Annotated in this window: 19 protein-coding genes; 15 read left to right on the top strand and 4 right to left on the bottom strand. The window is 68.8% G+C overall.

Translation table 11 applies throughout. From position 1 onward, the window contains the following. Positions 1–146: 146 nt before the first annotated feature. Genes B0W80_RS13755 through B0W80_RS13745 form a run of 3 tightly spaced genes read left to right on the top strand, consistent with a single transcriptional unit; the run spans position 147 to position 4,925 of the window. The gene (locus B0W80_RS13755) at positions 147–2,069 is read left to right on the top strand and encodes a PrkA family serine protein kinase (protein ID WP_076999709.1); all 1,923 of its coding nucleotides are present in this window, start codon (positions 147–149) and stop codon (positions 2,067–2,069) included. Between the two features lie 55 nt (positions 2,070–2,124). Next, positions 2,125–3,411: a YeaH/YhbH family protein gene (locus B0W80_RS13750; RefSeq protein ID WP_179106916.1), complete on the top strand. Its 1,287-nt coding sequence runs from the start codon at positions 2,125–2,127 to the stop codon at positions 3,409–3,411. Beyond that, complete coding sequence (locus tag B0W80_RS13745) at positions 3,297–4,925, top strand: SpoVR family protein (protein ID WP_143684621.1); 1,629 nt, start codon at positions 3,297–3,299, stop codon at positions 4,923–4,925. The genes B0W80_RS13750 and B0W80_RS13745 overlap by 115 nt, the downstream gene beginning before the upstream one ends. Positions 4,926–4,956: 31 nt before the next feature. Here the strand turns inward: B0W80_RS13745 and B0W80_RS13740 are convergent, their stop codons facing one another. From B0W80_RS13740 to B0W80_RS13725, 4 genes are read right to left on the bottom strand one after another with little or no spacing between them, the layout of a single operon-like run. Beyond that, a complete protein-coding gene (locus tag B0W80_RS13740; protein ID WP_076999706.1) occupies positions 4,957–5,589 on the bottom strand; it encodes a DNA-3-methyladenine glycosylase I in 633 nt (210 codons plus the stop codon). Continuing rightward, positions 5,586–6,041 carry a type II 3-dehydroquinate dehydratase gene (aroQ, locus tag B0W80_RS13735; RefSeq protein ID WP_076999705.1) on the bottom strand — a complete coding sequence of 152 codons (456 nt, stop codon included), beginning with the start codon at positions 6,039–6,041 and terminating at the stop codon, positions 5,586–5,588. Before aroQ ends, B0W80_RS13740 begins: the two co-directional genes overlap by 4 nt. Then, positions 6,038–7,480, bottom strand: a complete 1,443-nt coding sequence (locus B0W80_RS13730; protein WP_179106913.1) for an amidase — start codon at positions 7,478–7,480, stop codon at positions 6,038–6,040. Before B0W80_RS13730 ends, aroQ begins: the two co-directional genes overlap by 4 nt. Then, positions 7,477–8,541: a LacI family DNA-binding transcriptional regulator gene (locus B0W80_RS13725; RefSeq protein WP_076999704.1), complete on the bottom strand. Its 1,065-nt coding sequence runs from the start codon at positions 8,539–8,541 to the stop codon at positions 7,477–7,479. The genes B0W80_RS13730 and B0W80_RS13725 overlap by 4 nt, the downstream gene beginning before the upstream one ends. Positions 8,542–8,711: 170 nt before the next feature. Between B0W80_RS13725 and B0W80_RS13720 the strand changes: the two genes are divergently transcribed. From B0W80_RS13720 to B0W80_RS13665, 12 genes are read left to right on the top strand one after another with little or no spacing between them, the layout of a single operon-like run. Beyond that, entirely contained in the window at positions 8,712–9,650 is a 939-nt protein-coding gene (locus B0W80_RS13720) for an ABC transporter permease (RefSeq protein WP_076999703.1), read from the top strand. Between the two features lie 5 nt (positions 9,651–9,655). Then, on the top strand, positions 9,656–10,555 hold the full coding sequence (locus tag B0W80_RS13715; protein WP_256856570.1) for an ABC transporter permease: 900 nt from the start codon (positions 9,656–9,658) through the stop codon (positions 10,553–10,555). Then, positions 10,555–11,571 carry an ABC transporter ATP-binding protein gene (locus B0W80_RS13710; protein WP_143684613.1) on the top strand — a complete coding sequence of 339 codons (1,017 nt, stop codon included), beginning with the start codon at positions 10,555–10,557 and terminating at the stop codon, positions 11,569–11,571. Before B0W80_RS13715 ends, B0W80_RS13710 begins: the two co-directional genes overlap by 1 nt. After that, entirely contained in the window at positions 11,561–12,568 is a 1,008-nt protein-coding gene (locus B0W80_RS13705) for an ABC transporter ATP-binding protein (protein ID WP_076999702.1), read from the top strand. Before B0W80_RS13710 ends, B0W80_RS13705 begins: the two co-directional genes overlap by 11 nt. Before the next feature lie 11 nt (positions 12,569–12,579). Further along, complete coding sequence (locus tag B0W80_RS13700; RefSeq protein ID WP_076999701.1) at positions 12,580–14,142, top strand: ABC transporter substrate-binding protein; 1,563 nt, start codon at positions 12,580–12,582, stop codon at positions 14,140–14,142. Between the two features lie 21 nt (positions 14,143–14,163). Next, the gene (locus B0W80_RS13695; RefSeq protein WP_076999700.1) at positions 14,164–14,607 is read left to right on the top strand and encodes an RbsD/FucU family protein; all 444 of its coding nucleotides are present in this window, start codon (positions 14,164–14,166) and stop codon (positions 14,605–14,607) included. Continuing rightward, positions 14,607–15,581: an aldo/keto reductase gene (locus B0W80_RS34905; protein WP_076999699.1), complete on the top strand. Its 975-nt coding sequence runs from the start codon at positions 14,607–14,609 to the stop codon at positions 15,579–15,581. The genes B0W80_RS13695 and B0W80_RS34905 overlap by 1 nt, the downstream gene beginning before the upstream one ends. A 2-nt stretch (positions 15,582–15,583) precedes the next feature. Continuing rightward, entirely contained in the window at positions 15,584–16,429 is an 846-nt protein-coding gene (locus B0W80_RS13685) for an amidohydrolase (RefSeq protein ID WP_256856569.1), read from the top strand. Positions 16,430–16,472: 43 nt separating this feature from the next. After that, complete coding sequence (locus tag B0W80_RS13680) at positions 16,473–17,579, top strand: S-(hydroxymethyl)glutathione dehydrogenase/class III alcohol dehydrogenase (protein WP_076999698.1); 1,107 nt, start codon at positions 16,473–16,475, stop codon at positions 17,577–17,579. Positions 17,580–17,601: 22 nt separating this feature from the next. Continuing rightward, entirely contained in the window at positions 17,602–18,510 is a 909-nt protein-coding gene (locus tag B0W80_RS13675) for an alpha/beta fold hydrolase (RefSeq protein ID WP_076999766.1), read from the top strand. Continuing rightward, positions 18,507–19,364: an S-formylglutathione hydrolase gene (fghA, locus tag B0W80_RS13670; RefSeq protein WP_076999697.1), complete on the top strand. Its 858-nt coding sequence runs from the start codon at positions 18,507–18,509 to the stop codon at positions 19,362–19,364. Before B0W80_RS13675 ends, fghA begins: the two co-directional genes overlap by 4 nt. Before the next feature lie 5 nt (positions 19,365–19,369). After that, positions 19,370–19,843, top strand: coding sequence for a MarR family winged helix-turn-helix transcriptional regulator (locus B0W80_RS13665; RefSeq protein ID WP_076999696.1), 474 nt, complete (start codon positions 19,370–19,372; stop codon positions 19,841–19,843). Positions 19,844–20,429: the final 586 nt, after the last annotated feature.

Genomic DNA, 20,429 nt, shown 5'->3' with positions numbered 1-20,429 from the left:
CGTTTGTTCTATGCTTTGAGCCAAGTTACTGCTCGAGGAGTTTTTCCTAAGCGTGCTCAACTCACCTGGCACCATTCCTGCGAACGATGCGATGTGTGCAGCACGGAGACTCCGGGCAGCGCCCCGCTGACTCGATGGAGGTGTTTATGGATGTCATCAGTAACTTCGCCGCTCGTTACGAGCGGACTCGCGAAGAGGTCCTGTCCCTGCAGGAGTATCTCGATATCTGCAAGAAGGAGCCCGCGGCCTACGCGACCGCGCCGGAGCGGATGCTCAAGGCGATCGGGGATCCGGAACTCGTAGACACGCGCAACGATCAGCGCCTGTCACGCATCTTCGCCAACAAGGTCATCAAGATCTATCCGGCCTTCCGGGAGTTCTATGGCATGGAAGAAGCGATCGAACAGGTCGTCTCCTACTTCCGTCACGCGGCGCAAGGCCTCGAAGAAAAGAAGCAGATCCTCTATCTCCTCGGCCCGGTCGGCGGTGGCAAGAGTTCGATTGCCGAGCGCCTCAAGCAGTTGATGGAGTTGGTCCCCTTCTATGCCATCAAGGGCTCGCCGGTGAACGAATCGCCGCTCGGGCTGTTCAGCGCGGCCGAAGACGGCGAAATACTCGAGAAGGAATACGGCATCCCGCGCCGCTACCTTCAACGCGTGCTCTCGCCCTGGGCCGTGAAGCGGCTCGAAGAATACGGCGGCGACATCCGCCAGTTCCAGGTCGTCAAGCGCTACCCCTCGGTGCTGCGCCAGATTGCGGTGGCCAAGACCGAGCCGGGCGACGAGAACAACCAGGACATCTCGTCGCTGGTCGGCAAGATCGACATCCGCAAGCTCGAAACCTATGCGCAGGACGACCCCGACGCCTACGCGTACTCCGGCGGTTTGTGCCTGGCCAACCAGGGCCTGCTCGAGTTCGTCGAGATGTTCAAGGCGCCGATCAAGGTGCTGCATCCGCTGCTGACCGCCACGCAGGAAGGCAACTTCAAGGGCACCGAGGGCTTCGGCGCCATTCCCTTCGACGGCATCGTGCTGGCCCACAGCAACGAGAGCGAATGGAAGGCCTTCCGCAACAACAAGAACAACGAGGCTTTTCTCGACCGCATCTATATCGTCAAGGTGCCCTACTGCCTTCGCGTCTCCGAAGAGATCAAGATCTACGAGAAGCTGGTGCGCAACTCCTCGCTGTCGCTGGCGCCCTGCGCGCCCGGCACGCTGCGCATGATGGCCCAGTTCTCGGCGCTGACGCGGCTCAAGGAGCCCGAGAACTCGAGCATCTTCAGCAAGATGCAGGTGTACGACGGCGAGAACCTCAAGGACACCGACCCCAAGGCCAAGTCGATCCAGGAGTACCGCGACTACGCCGGCGTCGACGAAGGCATGGCCGGCACGTCGACGCGCTTCGCGTTCAAGATCATCTCGAAGGTCTTCAACTTCGACAGCAGCGAAGTCGCGGCCAACCCGGTGCACCTGATGTACGTGCTCGAACAGCAGATCGAGCGCGAGCAGTTCGCGCCGGAGACCGAGCAGAAGTACCTGTCGTACATCAAGGAGCTGATGGCGCCGCGCTATGCGGAGTTCATCGGCAAGGAGATCCAGACGGCGTATCTCGAGAGCTACTCGGAGTATGGCCAGAACATCTTCGACCGCTACGTGACCTACGCCGACTACTGGATCCAGGACCAGGAGTATCGCGACCAGGACACCGGCGAAGTGTTCGACCGGGTGTCCCTCAACGCCGAGCTCGAGAAGATCGAGAAGCCCGCGGGCATCAGCAACCCGAAGGACTTCCGCAACGAGATCGTGAATTTCGTTCTGCGCGCGCGCGCCGGCAATGCCGGCAAGAACCCGGTATGGACCAGCTACGAAAAGCTGCGCACGGTGATCGAGAAGAAGATGTTCTCGAACACCGAGGAGCTGTTGCCCGTGATCAGCTTCAACGCCAAGAGCAGCGCCGACGAGATGAAGAAGCACGAGGACTTCGTCAACCGCATGGTGCAGAAGGGCTACACCGCCAAGCAGGTCCGCCTGCTCTGCGAGTGGTACCTGCGCGTGCGCAAGAGCTCCTGAAAGAGTTCATGACGAAGCGTCAAGGATGAACTGACAAGGAGTTTCGGCCGTGGCCATGCTGCAGCAGATCATCGACCGCCGGCTGTCGGGCAAGAACAAGTCCATCGGCAACCGCGAGCGGTTCCTGCGGCGCTACCGCGAGCAGATCGGCGAAGCGGTTCGCCGCGCCGTCAGCGGCCGCAACATCCGCGACCTGGAGCAAGGCGAGGACATCACGCTGCCCAAGCGTGACGTGTCCGAGCCCGTCTTCGGGCACGGCCCCGGCGGCAACCGCGAGTACGTGCATCCGGGCAACCGCGAGTACGTCAAGGGCGACCGCATCGAGCGTCCGCAAGGCGGCGGAGGCGGCTCCGGCAGCGGCTCGCAGGCCGGTGACGGCGAAGGCGGCGAAGACGATTTCGTCTTCCGCCTCACTAAGGAAGAGTTCATGCGGGTCTTCTTCGAAGACCTCGCCCTGCCCCACCTGATTCGTACCCAGCTGGCCGAAGTGCCGGAATGGAAGAGCCACCGCGCCGGCTTCACGCAGGACGGCATGCCGACCAACCTGCACGTGGTGCGCTCGATGCGCGGCGCGCTGGCACGGCGCATCGCGCTGGGCGGCGACTCGCGGCGCGAGATCCGCGAGCTCGAAGCACACCTGCTTCACCTCAAGCGCAGCCCGCGCGTGGACGACGCCCTGCTGCAGCGCGAGATCCGCGACACCGAGGCCCGCATCGAGGAGCTGAAGGCCAAGGCCCGGCACATCCCCTACCTCGACCCGATCGACCTGCGCTACCGCAACCGCGTCCGGGTGCCGATCCCGTCGGCCAAGGCGGTGATGTTCTGCCTGATGGACGTGTCGGGCTCCATGGACGAGGCGCGCAAGGACATGTCCAAGCGCTTCTTCATGCTGCTGTACCTGTTCCTGACGCGGCACTACGAGAAGATCGAGCTGGTCTTCATCCGCCACCACACGCAAGCCAGCGAAGTCAGCGAGGAAGAGTTCTTCCACGCCACCGAAACCGGCGGCACCGTGGTGTCGAGCGCGCTCACGCTGATGCAGGACATCATCCGCGCACGCTTCCCCAGCAGCGAGTGGAACATCTACGGCGCGCAGGCCAGCGACGGCGACAACTGGCACCAGGACAGCGGCCGCTGCCGCGAATTGCTGGCCGACCACATCCTGCCGGCGGTGCGCTACTACGCTTACGTACAGGTGGCCGAGGCCGAGCAGAACATGTGGGAGGAATACACCCAGTTGGTCGACTCCCACAAGAACTTCGCGATGCGAAAGGTCTCGGACGCGGCCGACATCTACCCGGTGTTCCGCGACCTGTTCAAGAAAGAGAGGGGGACGGTTTGAACGCCAAGAAACGGGAACCTCTGCCCAGTCCCTCCGACTGGACCTTCGACCTGATCGAGCGCTACCACAGCGAGATCGCCCGCGTGGCACGCGGCTACAAGCTCGACACCTACGCCAACCAGCTCGAGATCATCACGGCCGAGCAGATGATGGATGCCTACGCATCGGTGGGCATGCCCGTCATCTACCGCCACTGGTCCTACGGCAAGCAGTTCATCAGCACCGAGAAGAACTATCGGCGCGGCCACATGGGGCTGGCGTACGAGATCGTGATCAATTCCGATCCCTGCATCTCGTACCTGATGGAAGAGAACACCATGTCCATGCAGGCCCTGGTGATCGCCCACGCGGCCTACGGCCACAACAGCTTCTTCAAGGGCAACTACCTGTTCAAGATGTGGACGGATGCCTCGTCCATCATCGACTACCTGGTCTACGCGCGGAACTACATCAGCGAATGCGAGGAGCGCCACGGCGTCGCCGCGGTCGAAGACCTGCTCGACTCCTGCCACGCGCTGATGAACCACGGCGTCGACCGCTACCGCCGGCCGCAGCGCCTGTCGCTGAGCCAGGAACAAACTCGGCGCGAGGAGCGCGAGCACCATCTGCAGCAGCAGGTCAACGACCTCTGGCGCACCCTGCCCCGTCGCGCCGGCCGCACGGCCGAAGAAGAAGAGGCCGCGAAGCGTTTCCCGTCGGAGCCGCAGGAGAACCTCCTGTACTTCATCGAGAAAAATGCACCATTGTTGGACTTCTGGCAGCGCGAAGTGGTGCGCATCGTGCGCAAGATCGGGCAATACTTCTATCCGCAGCGCCAGACGCAGGTGATGAACGAGGGTTGGGCCACCTTCTGGCACTACACCCTGCTCAACACGCTGTACGACGAAGGCCTGCTGGCCGACGGCTTCATGATGGAGTGGCTGCAGTCGCACACCAACGTGGTCTACCAGCCGCCCATCGGCCACCGCGCCTACAGCGGCATCAACCCCTACGCCCTGGGCTTCGCGATGTACACCGACCTGCGGCGCATCTGCGAGAACCCGACCGAGGAAGACCGCCGCTGGTTCCCCGACATGGCCGGAACGCCCTGGCAGCCCGCGCTGGACTACGCCATGCGCAACTTCAAGGACGAGAGCTTCATCGGCCAGTTCCTGTCGCCCAAGCTCATGCGCGACTTCCGCTTCTTCGCCATCACCGATAAGGAAGCCGACCCCGAACTCGAGGTGTCGGCCATCCACGACGACAGCGGCTACCGTCAGCTGCGCGAGTCGCTGTCGCGGCAATACGACCTGAACCACCGCGAGCCCAACATCCAGGTCTGGAGCGTCAACCTGCGCGGCGACCGGGCGCTCACGCTGCGCCACACCCAGCACAACGACCGGCCGCTGCACGACAACGCGTCGGAAGTGCTCAAGCACGTGGCCCGGCTCTGGGGCTTCGACGTGCACCTGGAGAGCGTCGACAGCCAAGGCCGCATCAGCCACCGCAAGGTGGCCGGCCCTCAGTCGGCCTAGCAGACCGCAGACAGGCAGAAGGCAGGGCTGGTCAGCGCGGCGGCTTCAGCCCCGCCCTGGCCTCCAGCGCCAGCGAGCGAGCGTGGCACTGCTCCACGTGGTCGTTCACCAGCCCCATGGCCTGCATGAACGCATAGACCGTGGTCGGCCCGACGAAGCTCCAGCCCCGCTTCTTCAGATCCTTCGACATCGCGATCGACTCGGGCGAGGTCGTCATGGTCTTCAACGCCGCATAGGTGATGCGAGACGGCCGCGACGCCGGATCGGGCTCGAAGCGCCAGGCATAGGCGGCCAGCGACCCGAATTCCTCGCGCAGTGCCAGCACGCGCTGCGCGTTGTTGATGGCCGATTCGATCTTGCCGCGGTGCCGCACGATGCCCGCGTCGCCCAGCAGGCGCTCCACGTCCTTGGCCTTGAAGCGCGCCACGCGCTCGGCGTCGAACTGCGCGAAGCCGCGCCTGAAGGCCTCGCGCTTGTTGAGGATGGTCAGCCAGCTGAGCCCGGCCTGGAAGCCTTCGAGGCACAGCTTCTCGAACAGGCGCCGGTCGTCGGTCACCGGGAATCCCCATTCGTGGTCGTGGTAGTGCTGGTAGGCCTCGGTGGACTCGCACCAGCGGCAGCGCAGCGCGCCGTCGGCGCCTGCGAACAAGCCTTCCGTGCTCACGACGCAGTGCTCACCCGCACCAGCGCATCGATCGCCAGCGCATAGCCCTTCACGCCGAAGCCGACGATGATGCCGCGCGCCGCCGGCGAAATGTACGAGTGGTGGCGAAATTCCTCGCGCGCATGCACGTTCGAGATGTGCAACTCGACCAGCGGCACGCTGGCGCCCTTGATGGCGTCGTGCAGCGCGACCGAGGTGTGGGTGTAGGCGCCGGGGTTCATCACCACCCCCAGCATGGTGCCGGCGGCCACGTCGCGGCCGGCCTCGTGGATCCAGTCGATCAGCTGGCCTTCGTGGTTCGACTGCCGGCACTCGATGGCCACGCCCAGTTTCGTGCCCGCCTCGGCGCACAGGCGCTCGACGTCGGCCAGCGTCTCGTGGCCGTACTGCGCGGGCTCGCGGGTGCCGAGCAGGTTGAGATTGGGGCCGTTGAGGACGAGGATCTTTTTCATGGCCCGTTTGTAGCAGGTGCGGCGCGCTCCGGGGAGAGGGGAGGGTCGACCGGCGCGGTGGGCGTCGCCAGTTCGCGCTCGATCCAGGCGCCGAAGCGCAGTAGCGCCGCCTCGGAGCGCGGCGGGCCCATCACCTGCAAGCCGACCGGCAGGCCCGAGGCGCTGCGCCCGACCGGCAGCGCCAGCACGGGGCAGGCGACCAGCGACCAGGCGTAATCGATCAGGATCCAGTCGACGTAGTCGGTGAGCCGCACGCCGCCGATGTCGGTGGGCCAGCGCGTCTCGACCGGGAAGGGCATGGCCTGCGTGGCCGGGCACAGGAAGAAGTCGTGGCGCTGCAGGAAATCGGTCACCCCGCGCTGCAGGTCGGCGCGATGGCGCAGCGCCGCGCGCAGCGCTGCCGGCGGCTGGCGCAGCCCGCGTTCGATGTCTGCCAGCACCTCGGGCGTGAAGTCGCCGCGATGGGCATCGAGCAGCGGCTCCCAGCTGCGGGCATAGGCATCGCCGCGCAGCGCCAGCACGGTGTCGCGCAGGCCCTCGGTCGCGGGCTCGTCGGCCACTACGTGCAGACCCCCGGCCGCCAGGCGCTGCACGGCGCGCTCGCAGACCGCCGCGATTTCGGCATCCACCGGCAGGCCACCCGGCGAGGCACTGAAGGCCACGCACCCGCCGGGCCGCGCCGGGCTGCGCCCCGCCCCGCGAAAAGGTCCGTCCGGCGACGGTGAACTGAGCGGGTCGCGCGCGTCGAAGCCCACCATCGCATCGAACATCAGCGCCACGTCTTCGACCGACCGGGCGATCGGCCCGTCGACCATCACCGTGTCAAACGGGTCGCACAACTCTTTGCGCACCACCCGCCCCGGCGTCGGCCGCAGCCCCACCACGCCGCAGAAGGCGGGCGGGATGCGCAGGCTGCCGCCCACGTCGTTGCCGTGCGCCAGCCACACCTGCCCGGTGGCCACCGCCACCGCCGAGCCGCCGGACGACCCGCCGCAGGTCAACGCCAGGTCGTAAGGATGGCGCGTCGCGCCGAACACGCGGTTGGTGGTGTTGGCACCGCCGAGTTCCGACAGGTTCGCCTTGGCCACCGGAATCGCGCCGCGCGCTTCGAGCAATGCGATGGTGCGATCCGAGCTCACCGCCACCCGGTCGCGAAAGATCGGCGTGCCGCCCGAGGTGCCGACGCCGCCGACGTCGTTGTTGTCCTTGACCACGATCGGGATACCGCCCAGCAACTTTCCCGCGTCGCCTGCCTCTTCGAGCGAGCGCGCCTGCGCGCGGGCGCGCTCGAAGCAGCGCACCGGCAGCGCGTTGAGCCGGCCATCGACCGCCTCGATGCGCGCGGCCGCGGCCTTCACCAGGTCCGATGGCCGGATCGCCTTCGCGCGCAGCAGGTCGGCCACGCGGCTGGCCGACAGCCGGATCAGTTCGTCGCTCACGACACCACCACGCCGGCCGTCACGCGCTGCGGCGGCGCGCAGCAGGAGTCGCGCACCACCAGCATGGGCGCCATGATCTCGGTGCGCGGCGGCAGCGCGGCCGCGCTGCGGTCGATGCGCGACAGCAGCATGCGCACCGCCGACTCGCCCATCGCCGCGACCGGCTGCGCCACCGTGGTCATGCGCGGGCGAAAGGCGTTGGCCCAGGCGAAGTCGTCGATGCTCACCACCGACACGTCTTCCGGGCAATGCAACCCCAGGTCGGCGATCGCGCGCATCAGGCCGATCGCGATCAGGTTGTTGGCCGCGAACACGGCCGTCGGCCGATCGCGCGTGCGCAGCATCTCGCAGGCCGCGTCGTAGGCCCGCTCTTCGCGGTAGCCGGTGTCGTGCACCCAGCGCTCGTCGTAGGCGAGGCCGCCTTCGAGCAGGGCCTCGCGGTAGCCGGCCAGGCGCTCGGCAGCGGTGCTCACGGTGGCGGGGCCCGACAGCATCGCGATCCGTCGGTGCCCGAAGCCGATGATGTGCCGCACCGCCTCCAGGCTGGCGCGGCGGTTGTCGAGCATCACCGCATCGCGCCCGAACTCGGCCGAGCCGCGGTCGACCAGCACCACCGGCGCCTGCGTCTGGCCCAGCGCGGCGGCGCGCTCGTGCGAGGCATGGCCGGTGGCGGCGAGGATGATGCCGTCCACCCGCTGCGTGCGCAGCAGTTGCAGATGCTGCTGCTCGCGCGCCGGGTCCTCGTCGCTGTTGCACAGCAGTACCGCGTAGCCCGCGCCCTGGGCCGCGCGCTCCACCGCGTGGACCAGTGAGGTGAAGAACGGGTTGGTGATGTCGGCCACGATCAGACCGATGAGCCCGCTGCCGCGGCCGCGCATGCTGCGCGCCGCCGCATGCGGTGTGTAGCCCAGCGCCGCAACGGCCTTCAGCACCCGCTCGCGCGTCGCTGCCGCGACCGGGCGCGATGCATTGAGCACGTTCGACACCGTCGCCACCGACACCGCGGCCAGGCGGGCGACGTCGTGAATGGTGGCGTTCGAAGGCGGGCGGGCGTCGCTCATGTCATCGGTGAATAAAACGATTCAATCATGATGCACCGCCGGCGCTGCAGTGCTTCTGAATGAATGAATTCCTTCGGTGTTTTCCCTTGCACAGGTTTCCACCGATGCCACTCATTCGCAGCAGCACGTAAATTCGTAAAACGTTTTACATCCCACGAAAGGACCGCCAGATGGCCTATGTGCTGCGTCGCCTGCTCGCCGTCGTGCCGGTGCTGGGCTTCGTGGCCGTGTTCGTGTTCGCGCTGCTGCAGCTCACCCCTGGCGACCCGGCCGCGGTGCTGGCCGGCGACTACGCGACGCCCGAGCAGATCGCCGCCATCCGCACCCAGCTCGGGCTCGACCGGCCGGTGCTCGAGCAGTTCTTCGGCTGGCTCGGGCGCGTGCTGTCCGGCGACCTGGGCGCGTCCATATTCTCGGGACAGCCCGTGTCGCGCCTGATCGCACAGCGCATCGAGCCCACATTGCTGCTGGCCATGCTGACCATCGTCATCGCCGTCGCCAGCGCGATCCCGCTCGGCGCCATCGCCGCCTACCGCGCCGGCAGCTGGCTCGACCGGTCGGTGATGGGCCTCGCGGTCGCCGGCTACTCGACGCCCGTCTTCGTGGTCGGCTATCTGCTGGTGTACCTGTTCGCGATGCAGTTGGGCTGGTTCCCGACCCAGGGTTACGTCCCGCTGGCCGAGGGCCTGCTGCCCTGCCTGCGCAGCCTGTGCCTGCCGGCGATCACGCTGGCCTTTCTGTACATGGGACTGATCGCCCGGGTCACGCGCGCCGGCGTGCTCGAAGTGCTGTCCGAGGACTACATCCGCACCGCGCGCGCCAAAGGCCTGAAGCGCCCGCAGGTGCTGCTGCGCCATGCGTTGAAGAACGCGGCGGTGCCCATCCTGACGGTGGTGGGCATCGGCATCGCCGCGCTGCTGGGCGGCGTGGTCGTCACCGAGACGGTCTTCAACATCCCCGGCCTGGGCCGGCTCGCCGCCGATGCGATCTCGCGGCGCGACTACCCGATCGTGCAGGGCCTGATCCTGCTCTTCGCCGCCACCTATGCGGCCATCAACCTGCTGGTCGACCTGGGCTACCTGCTCTTCGATCCGCGCATCCGATATTGAAGAGCGTGAAAGACGCGATGGCCGCCGTGCTCGACACCCCTGCCCCACCCTCGTCGCCCGCCAGCGGCCGGCTGCGAGCATGGGCCGGGCGAGCCCGGCGCCATCCGCTGCTGGCCTTCAGCGCCCTCGTATTCTTTCTTCTCATCGCGCTCGCCCTGCTCGCGCCGCTGCTGCTGCCGGACCCGCGCAGCCTCAACCCCATCCAGCGGCTGCGCGCGCCGGGCTGGGAGCACTGGTTCGGCACCGACCACCTGGGCCGCTCGGTGGCGGTGCGCACTGCCTACGGCACGCGCGTGTCGCTGGCCATCGGCGCGGCGGTCGCGGTGGCCACCACCCTCATCGGCCTCGCGATCGGCGTGGCGGCCGGTTTTCTGCGCCGCTGGGACGGCGTGATCATGCGCTGCATGGACGGCGTGATGGCCATCCCCGGCGTGCTGCTCGCCATCGCGCTGATGTCGCTGTTCGGCGCCGACATCCGCACGGTGATCGTCGCCATCACGATCCCCGAGATCCCGCGCATGGCGCGCCTGGTGCGCAGCCTCACGCTGGGCATCCGCGCGCAGCCCTACATCCAGGCCGCCATCACCAACGGCGCGCGCCTGCCACGGCTGATGGGCCGCCACGTCATTCCCAACCTGATGTCGCCGGTGCTGGTGCAGGCCACCTACGTCTTCGCCTCGGCGATGATCCTCGAGGCGGTGCTGTCCTTCCTCGGCGCCGGCACGCCGCCGGACATTCCGAGCTGGGGCAACATGCTGGCCGAGGGCCGCAACTACCTGGGCCGCGCGCCGTGGATCCTGGCCTTTCCGGGCATCGCGCTCGCCGCGCTGGTGCTGCTGGCCAACGTGACCGGCGACGCCTGCCGCGACATCCTCGATCCGCGACTCGCGCGCGCCCTGCCCTGATGAGCGCGCCTCCCCTGCTCCAGGTCGACGGCTTGCGCATCGCGGTGCGCGGGCCGGGCGGCTTCCACCCCATCGTGCGCGAGCTGGCCTTCGACGTGCGCGAAGGCGAGACGCTCGCCATCGTCGGCGAGAGCGGCTGCGGCAAGAGCCTGAGCGCGCTGGCCATCATGGGCCTGCTGCAGCCCAACGGCACACGCGTCGAGGCCGGCCGCATCGTCTTCGAAGGACGCGACCTGCTGCAGGCCGACGAAGACACGCTGTGCAGCCTGCGCGGCAACCGCATGGCGATGGTGTTCCAGGAGCCGATGACCTCGCTGAACCCCGTGCTCGACATCGGCCGCCAGGTGGCCGAGGCACTGGTGCTGCACCGCGGCCTGGGCCGGCGCGAGGCCCGGCGCGAAGCCGTCGCGGCGCTGGAGCGCGTGCGCATTCCCGATGCCGAGCGCCGCGCCGCGATGTATCCGCACCAGCTTTCCGGCGGTATGCGCCAGCGCGTGATGATCGCGATGGCGCTGGCCTGCCGGCCGCGCCTGCTGATCGCCGACGAACCGACCACCGCGCTCGACGTCAGCATCCAGGCCCAGATCCTCGCGCTGCTGGCCGAGCTGCAGCGTGAGCAGGGCACCGCCATCGTGTTGATCACGCACGACCTCGGCGTGGTGTGCGAGATGGCCGAACGCGTGATGGTGCTCTACGGCGGGCGCGTGGCCGAGCAGGCGACCGTGCCGCAGCTTTTCGACGCGCCCGTGCATCCCTACACGCAGGGCCTGATGGGTGCGATGCCGCGCCGCGCGCTGCGCACCGGCGCCGCGCGGCTGCAGGAGATCGCGGGCACCGTGCCGTCGCCCGCCGCGTTGCCGCCGGGTTGCGCCTTCGCCGGCCGCTGCCCGCGTGCGTTGCCGCACTGCGCGCACGAGCAGCCGCCGATGGCCTGGCCGGCGGCCGGGCACGGCTTCGCCTGCTTCAACCCCGGCCCCACGGCAGTTGCCGCGCAAGAGGTGGCACATGCAGACTGAGGCTCCTCTGCTGGACGTGCGCGACCTCGCCAAGCGCTTTCAGATGGACGGCGGCTGGGGCCGCGCGCGACGCGAACTGCGCGCGGTGGACGGCATCTCCTTCCAGGTGCGCCGCGGCCAGACGCTGGCCCTGGTCGGCGAAAGTGGCTGCGGCAAGTCGACCGTCGCCAACCTCGTCATGCAGCTACTGCCGCCGAGCGAGGGCGAGGTGCGCGTGGCCGGCGAGGCGGTCGACGCGCGCAGCAGCGCGGCGCTGCGCCGCGTGTGGCGGCAGATGCAGATGGTGTTCCAGGACCCGGCCGCGTCGCTGCACCCGCGCATGCGCGCGCTCGACATCGTGGCCGAGCCGCTGCGCAACTACGGCCTGGGCGACCGCGCCGGGCGCGAGCGCCAGGCGCGCGAACTGCTCGAACGCGTCGGCCTGCCGGTGGCCATGCAGTCGCGCTATCCGCACGAGTTCTCCGGCGGGCAGAAGCAGCGCCTGGGCATCGCCCGCGCGCTGGCCCTGTCGCCGGCGTTGATCGTCGCGGACGAGCCGGTCTCCGCGCTCGACGTGTCGGTGCAGGCCCAGGTGCTGAACCTGCTGCGCGACCTGCAGCGCGAGCGCGGCCTGGCCTACCTGTTCGTGAGCCACGACCTGGGCGTGGTCGAGTACATCGCAGACGAGGTCGCCGTGATGTACCTCGGCGTGATCGTCGAGCGTGCGCCGCGCCAGGCCTTCTTCGCGCGGCCGCTGCATCCGTACGCCGAAGCGCTGCTGGCCTCGGTGCCCGCCATCGATCCGCGCAGGCGCCGCCAGCACGTGCTGCTCGAAGGCGACGTGCCCAGCGCCGCGGCGCTGCCGGGCGGTTGCCGCTTCCGAACCCGCTGCCCGCTGGCCCATGCGCGCTGCGCGGCCGAAGAGCCCGCCCTGCGCGAGATCGAGCCCGCGCATTTCGTCGCCTGCCACGCGGTGGCGGGCTCCCCCGCTTCTGATTCGACCGCGCCACAACCATGAAGGAGACCACCATGCCCCGCTCGTTCCGTCCGCGCGTGCTCGCCGCCGCGCTGCTGCTCGCCGCCGTCGCCGGCGCCCATGCCCAGGGCACGCTACGCGTGCGGCCTTTCGGCGACCTCAAGGGCATCGACCCCATCGTCAACTCCGACTACATGGCGCGCAACCACGGCTACATGGTCTACGACACGCTGTTCGCGCTCGACGACAAGCTGCAGATCAAGCCGCAGATGCTCGAGAGCCATACCGCCAGCCCCGACGGCCTGACGTACACATTCGTGCTGCGCGAGGGCCTCAAGTTCAGCGACGGCGGCGCCGTCACCTCGGCCGACGTGGTCGCGTCGCTGCAGCGCTGGGGCCAGCGCGACGGGCTGGGCCAGCAGCTGGCGAGCCGCACGGCCGAGCTGGTGGCGGTCGATCCGAAGACGGTGCGCCTGAAGCTGCGCGAGCCCTGGGGCCTGGTGCTCGATGCGCTCGGCAAGCCGAGCTCGAACGTGCCTTTCATCATGCCGGAGCGCATCGCGAAGACGCCGGCCACCACGCCTATCACCGACGCCACCGGCTCCGGCCCCTTCATCATGAAGAAGGAGGAATGGGTGCCCGGTTCGAAGATCGTCTACGTCAAGAACCCCGGCTACGTGCCGCGCAAGGACGAACCCAGCGGTTTGGCCGGCGCCAAGCGCGCATTGGTCGACCGCGTGGAATGGCTCTACATGCCCGACCCGCAGAGCGCCGTCAACGCCGTGCAGGCCGGCGAGCTCGACATCTTCGAAGAAGTGCCGGCCGACATGCTCAAGGGCCTGGCGAGTGCGAAGAACGTGAAGGTGGCGCCGCAGGATTCGCTCGGCGTGCAGGCCGTGTTCCGCATGAACACCACGCAGCCGCCCTTCGACAACCCGAAGGTGCGGCAGGCCGTGTTGACGATGATCGACCAGGAGACCTTCCTGCGCGCGGCGGTCGACGACCCGAAGCTCTACAAGGTCTGCGGCTCCTTCTATATGTGCGGCTCGCCGTACTACACCGCTGCCGGCTGGCCCAAGCCCGACATGGCGAAAGCGAAGCAGCTCATCAAGGACAGCGGCTACAAGGGCGAGCCGGTGGTGGTGCTGCACGGCAACGAGGGCCTGACCAACGTGCTGAGCCTGGTGGCCGAGCAGGTGATGCGTGACGCCGGCCTCAAGGTCGATGCGCAGTCGATGGACTGGGGCACGCTCACCGCGCGCCGCACCAGCAAGAACCCGCCGGCGCAAGGCGGCTGGTCGCTCTTCATCTCGGCCCCCACCGGCGCCGACATGATGGACCCGCTGGGCCACCTGGGCCTGCGCTCCAACTGCGACAAGGCCTGGTTCGGCTGGCCATGCGACGAGCAGGTCGAGAAGCTGCGTGACCAGTTCGCGGTGGCGCCCGACCTGGCCAAGCGCAAGGAGATCGCCGCCGCCGTGCAGGCCCGCGCGCTCGAAACCGTGCCCTACGTGCCGCTCGGCCAGATGTCGCTGGTGCGCGCTTATTCGGGCAAGCTCGACGGCGTGCTCAACGCGGCGGTGCCGGTGTACTGGAACATCCGCAAGGCACCCTGATCCGCACACGGCCGCCACCCCATGCTCAAGACCCTCGACCCGCTGCTCGGCCCCGACCTGCTGCACGCCCTGGCCGCGATGGGCCATGGCGACGAACTGGCCATCGTCGATGCCAACTTTCCCGGCGCCGCCTGCGCGCGCCGGCTGGTGCGTGTCGATGGCGCCGACGCCACGCAGGTGCTGGCCGCGGTGCTGAGCCTGCTGCCGCTGGACGACTTCGTGGAATCGCCGATCGCCAGCATGGCCGTGGTCGATGCGCCCGACACGTTGCCGCCGGTGGTGCAGGCGTTCCAGCGCCTCGCGGAAGGCTTTGAAGCGCGGCCGCTGGTCGTCGAGCCGCTGCCGCGCGAGCACTTCTATGCACGCGCGCGCGAAGCCTTCGCCGTCGTGCAGACCGCAGAGACCCGCCTCTACGGCAACGTGCTGCTGCGCAAGGGCGTGGTCCGCCCCGAGGGGCCGCATTGATGAGTGCAGCCGCGCATCTGCTGTCGCGCATCGGCCCGCTCGGGCTGGGCGGCGCGCCGCTCGGCAACCTCTACGCGCCGCTCGACGACGACGAAGCCGGGCGCACCGTCGAGGAAGCCTGGCGCCTCGGCCTGCGCTACTTCGACACCGCACCGCTCTACGGCCACGGCCTCAGCGAACAGCGCCTGGGCCAGGTGCTGCGCCGCAAGCCCCGCGACGACTTCGTGCTCTCCACCAAGGTCGGCCGCCTGCTGAGCCCCGACCCCGCACCGCCCGTCGAGCGCGACGGCTACGTGCGCGGCTTGCCCCTGGCGCCGCGCTTCGACTACAGCCACGATGGCGCGCTGCGCTCCATCGAGCAGAGCCTGGAGCGCCTGGGCCTGTCGCGCATCGACATCGCACTCATCCACGACATCGACCGCCACACGCACGGCGCCGAGGCGCAGCCCGCGCGCTTTCGCGAAGCGATGGACGGCGCCTACCGTGCGCTCGATCGCCTGCGCGGCGAAGGCGTGGTCGGCGCCATCGGCATCGGCGTGAACGAATGGGAGGTCTGCCGCGACGCGCTGGCCGCCGGCGACTTCGACTGCATGATGCTCGCCGGCCGCTATACGCTGCTCGACGATTCGGCCGGGCGCGAGCTGGTGCCGCTGTGCGTGGCGCGGGGAGTGAAGCTCATCCTGGCCGGCGTCTTCAACTCCGGCATCCTCGCCAGCGGGGCGACGCCCGGTGCGCACTTTCACTACCGGCCCGCACCGGAGGCCGTGCGCGCGCACGTCGAGCGCATCGCGGCCATGTGCGCCGGCTTCGGCGTCGCGCTGCCGGCCGCCGCGCTGCGCTTCGCGCTGGACTGCCCCGCCGCCGCCGCGGTGGTGGTCGGCGCACGCAGCGCCGAAGAGATCGCCCAGAGCGTCGCACTGGCGCGCACGCCCATCCCACATGCGCTGTGGGACGCGCTGGCCCAGGAGCGCTGACCGTGGCCGCGCTGCGCATCGATGCGCACCAGCACTACTGGTCGACCGCGCACCAGGACTACGGCTGGCTGCAGGACACGCCCGCGCTGCGGCCGATCTACCGCGACTACGGCCCGGCCGACCTTGCACCCCTGCTGGCCGAAGCCGGCATCGACGGCACCGTGCTCGTGCAGGCCGCGCCCAGCGAGGCGGAGACCTGGCGGCTGCTCGTGCTGGCGGCGCAGCCCGACAGCGGCGTGCGCGCAGTGGTCGGCTGGGCCGACTTCGAGCCGGCCGATGCGCCCGCGCGCATCCGCCGGCTCGCGCAAGAGCCGCTGCTGAAGGGCCTGCGCCCGATGCTGCAGGACATCGCCGATCCGGAATGGATCCTTCGCCCTGCCGTGCAACCGGCCGTCGATGCGATGACCGAGGCCGGCCTGCGGCTGGACCTCCTGATCAAGCCGCATCAGCTCGACGCCGCCTTCCGCTTCGCGCGTGCGCATCCGCGGCTGCCGATGGTCATCGACCACGCGGCCAAGCCCGACATCGCGAACGCGCAGTTCGAGCCCTGGGCGTCGCAGATGGCGCGCTTCGCCGCCGAGACGCACGTGCTCTGCAAACTCTCGGGCCTGGCCAACGAGGCCGGCCCCGGCTGGGACGCCGCGCGCCTTCGCCCCTGGGTCGACCACCTGGTGATGCACTTCGGCCCCACGCGCCTGATGTGGGGCAGCGACTGGCCAGTGCTCGAGCTCGCCGGCGACTACCGGCAATGGATTGCCGTGGCCGACACGCTGCTCGATGCGTTGCCCATCGATGCACAGGCCGCCATCCGCGGCACGAATGCCGCCGCGTTCTATGGCATAAAGTGATGCGCGGAACCCTCTCCGCGCCTTTCACTCCCTGCCATCCCCCATGAAAACCAAAGCCGCCGTCGCCTGGAAATCCGCCGCGCCCCTCACGATCGAAACCGTGGACCTCGACGGTCCGAGGCACGGCGAGGTGCTGGTCGAGATCAAGGCCACGGGCATCTGCCACACCGACTACTACACGCTCTCGGGCGCCGACCCCGAAGGCATCTTCCCCGCCATCCTCGGCCATGAAGGCGCTGGCATCGTGGTCGACGTCGGCCCCGGCGTCACCTCGCTCAAGAAGGGCGACCACGTCATTCCGCTGTACACGCCCGAATGCCGCCAGTGCAAGTTCTGCCTGTCGCGCAAGACCAACCTGTGCCAGCTGATCCGCGGCACGCAGGGCAAGGGCCTGATGCCCGACGCCACCAGCCGCTTCAGCCTCGACGGCAAGCCCATCTTCCACTACATGGGCACCTCCACCTTCAGCAACTACACGGTGGCGCCCGAGATCTCGATGGCCAAGATCCGCGAGGACGCGCCCTTCGACAAGGTCTGCTACATCGGCTGCGGCGTCACCACCGGCATCGGCGCGGTGATCTTCACCGCCAAGGTCGAGGCGGGCGCCAACGTGGTCGTGTTCGGCCTCGGCGGCATCGGGCTCAACGTGATCCAGGGCGCGAAGATGGTGGGCGCCGACAAGATCATCGGCGTCGACATCAACCCCGCGCGCGAGGCGATGGCGCGCAAGTTCGGCATGACGCACTTCATCAACCCGAAGGACCATGCGAACGTGGTCGACGCGATCGTGCAGCTGACCGACGGCGGCGCCGACTACAGCTTCGAATGCATCGGCAACACGCAGGTGATGCGCCAGGCGCTCGAATGCACGCACAAGGGCTGGGGCCGCAGCATCATTATCGGCGTGGCCGAGGCCGGCGCCGAGATCAGCACGCGGCCCTTCCAGCTCGTCACGGGCCGCAAGTGGGAAGGCTCGGCCTTCGGCGGCGCGCGCGGCCGTACCGACGTGCCGAAGATCGTCGACTGGTACATGGAAAACAAGATCAACATCGACGACCTGATCACCCACACCATGCCGCTGGAGAAGATCAACGAAGGCTTCGAGCTCATGAAGCGCGGCGAGTCGATCCGCGGCGTGGTCGTCTACTGAGGCGTCGGCGGTGGCCACGACCATGACGCCGCTGCGCCAGGTCCGCGCCGGCGTGCTGGACGTGGGCTACCACGAGAGCGGCCCGGCCGACGGGCCGCCCGTGCTGTTGATGCACGGCTTTCCCTACGACATCCATGCCTATGGAGAGGTGGCGCCGCTGCTCGCGGCGCGCGGCTGCCGGGTCATCGTGCCCTGCATGCGCGGCTACGGCAGCACGCGCTTTCTCGATGCGGGCACGCCGCGCTCCGGCCAGCAAGCCGCCTTCGGTGCCGACCTGCTCGCACTGCTCGATGCGCTGGCGATTCCGCGCGCGGTGCTCGCGGGCTACGACTGGGGCGGGCGCGCCTGCTGCATCGTGGCGGCGCTGTGGCCGGAACGATGCGCGGGGCTGGTCTCGCTCAACAGCTACAACATCCAGGACATCGCGGCCTCGTCGAAGCCGGCGGCGCCCGAGAACGAGCTGCGCTACTGGTACCAGTACTACTTTCACAGCGAGCGCGGCCGCGCCGGGCTGACGCAGGACCGTCGTGCGCTGTGCGAGCTGCTGTGGAAACTGTGGTCGCCCACCTGGGCCTTCGACCACGCGAGCTTCGAGCGCAGTGCCGCGGCCTTCGACAACCCCGACTTCGTCGACGTGGTGATCCACTCGTACCGCCATCGCTACGCGCTGGTGCCGGGCGACCCGGCCTACGACGACATCGAGCGCCGCCTGGCCGCGCAGCCGCCCATCGGCGTGCCGGCCATCACCTTCGACGGGGCCGACGACGGCGTGATGCCGATCGGTGGCAGCGCCGCGCACGCGCCCCGTTTCACCGGCCCGCACCAGCACCGCGTGGTGCCAGGCGCCGGCCACAATCTTCCCCAGGAAAAACCGCAGGCCTTCGCCGATGCGGTGCTCGAACTGGCCGAACTCGCGTTCCCCGGACCATGAATCCCGACATCAAGACCCTCTCCGAACACGGCTGCTTCGGCGGCACCCAAGGCTTCTTCGAACATGCGTCGCGCGAGATCGGGTTGCCGATGCGCTTTTCGGTGTACCTGCCCCCGCAGGTTGCGCAGGGCCCTGTGCCGGCGCTGCTGTACCTGGCGGGCCTGACCTGCAACGAAGAGACCTTCATGGTCAAGGCAGGCGCCCAGCGCCTCGCGGCCGAGCACGGCCTGGCCCTGATCGCGCCCGACACCAGCCCGCGCGGCGCGAACGTGCCGGGCGAGAGCGACAGCTGGGATTTCGGCGTTGGCGCCGGCTTCTACCTCGACGCCACGCAGGAGCCCTGGGCCACGCACTGGCGCATGGAAAGCTGGATCGTGACGGAGCTTCTGCCGCTCCTGGGCCAGCGCTTCCCCATCGACTTGCATCGCCTCGGCATCTTCGGCCACTCGATGGGCGGCCACGGCGCGCTGACGCTGGCGCTGCGCCATCCCGGCCGCTTCCGCTCGCTGTCGGCCTTCGCGCCGATCTGCGCACCCACCGAATGCCCGTGGGGAGAGAAAGCCTTCGGTGGCTACCTCGGTGCAGACCGAGAGGCTTGGCTCGCGCACGACGCCAGCGCGTTGATGCAGTCGCAGACTGCAGCGCCCTACCCCGAGGGCATCCTCGTCGACCAAGGCCTGGCCGACAAATTCCTGGCCGAGCAGCTGCATCCGCACCGCCTCGAAGCGGCCTGCCGCGCAGCCGGCCAGCCGCTGGTGCTGCGCCGCCAAGAGGGCTACGACCACGGCTACTACTTCGTGCAAAGCTTCGTGGCGGACCACGTGGCGCATCACGCGGCCGTCCTGAAGGGCTGAGGCGCATGCCAGCCGCGCCCGCCTTTCTGCCGCTCTTGAGCTACGAGGTCAACAGCACCTCCGACGTGCTTCGGCGCAGCGCCGCGCTGCGCTTCCGGCGCGAGCACGATGTGAGCCTGATGGAATGGCGCACGCTGGCGCTCATCGAGCATCTGCAGCCCGTGACGCTGCGCGCCCTCACCGACTATTCGAGCACCGACAAGGCGCAGATCAGCCGCATCGTCAGCGGCCTGGTCGAGCGCGGCATGGTGGAACGCAGCGCACACAGCAGCGATGCGCGCTCGGCCCAACTGTCGCTGAGCGACGAAGGGCGCGTGAAGATCAAAGGCCTCGCGCGTGCGGCTCGGTCGCGGGACCGTGCGTTTCGTTCTGTGCTCGATGAAGGCGAGGCGGAGCAACTGGTGGCTGCCTTGCGCAAGCTGAAGGCTCGGGCGTTGGCGTTGATTGAAGAAGAGGAAGCTTGGGGGCGGGCTAGATAAGCCTGCGCGCTGCAAAGGCGGCTGCGGGTGTGCCGGCATCGCTTCACTGTGGCGGCCTGCGCTTCGCTTCGGCTTCCCTGCGGTGCTCGCGAAGCCGGCCTGCCGCAGAACTCGCTACGCGCCCTTCGGCCGCTGCGCTCAGACAGCTGCGGCAAGTCAGATCACGAAGCACGCCTGTCCTTCGGCAGGCGTGCAGGCCGGCTTCGCTGCGCTCCTCGGCGCCACAGAGGCGCGACGCCGGCACACCCGCAGCCGCCTTTGCGGGGGTAGGTCGTGTCGGTATCCGGCCCCTGGCCCCGCTCCCGCCTTCGGCGCAAGCAACTCTCTGCCGGTTGATCCGCCGAAGGCGGTCTGCGGCCCGGGCGACTTCTGGGGCGGCGAGGAGCGCAGCCCGAGGGCGGGCACGCCTGCCGAAGGACAGGCGTGCTTCGTTGTCTAGCTTGCCGCAGCTGTCTGAGCGCAGCGGCCGAAGGGCGCGAAGCGAGTTCTGCGGCACCGCCTTCGGGCGAGCACCGCAGCGGAGTCGGCGCAAAGCGCCGACCGCCCCAGCAGGAGCCCGGGCCGCAGACCGCCTTCGGCGGCGCGC

The sequence above is a fragment of the Variovorax sp. KK3 genome, from assembly GCF_001984055.1.
GTDB lineage: Bacteria > Pseudomonadota > Gammaproteobacteria > Burkholderiales > Burkholderiaceae_C > Variovorax.
Note: the sequence above shows the minus strand (reverse complement) of the source record. Positions and strands in the feature narration are given on the sequence as shown.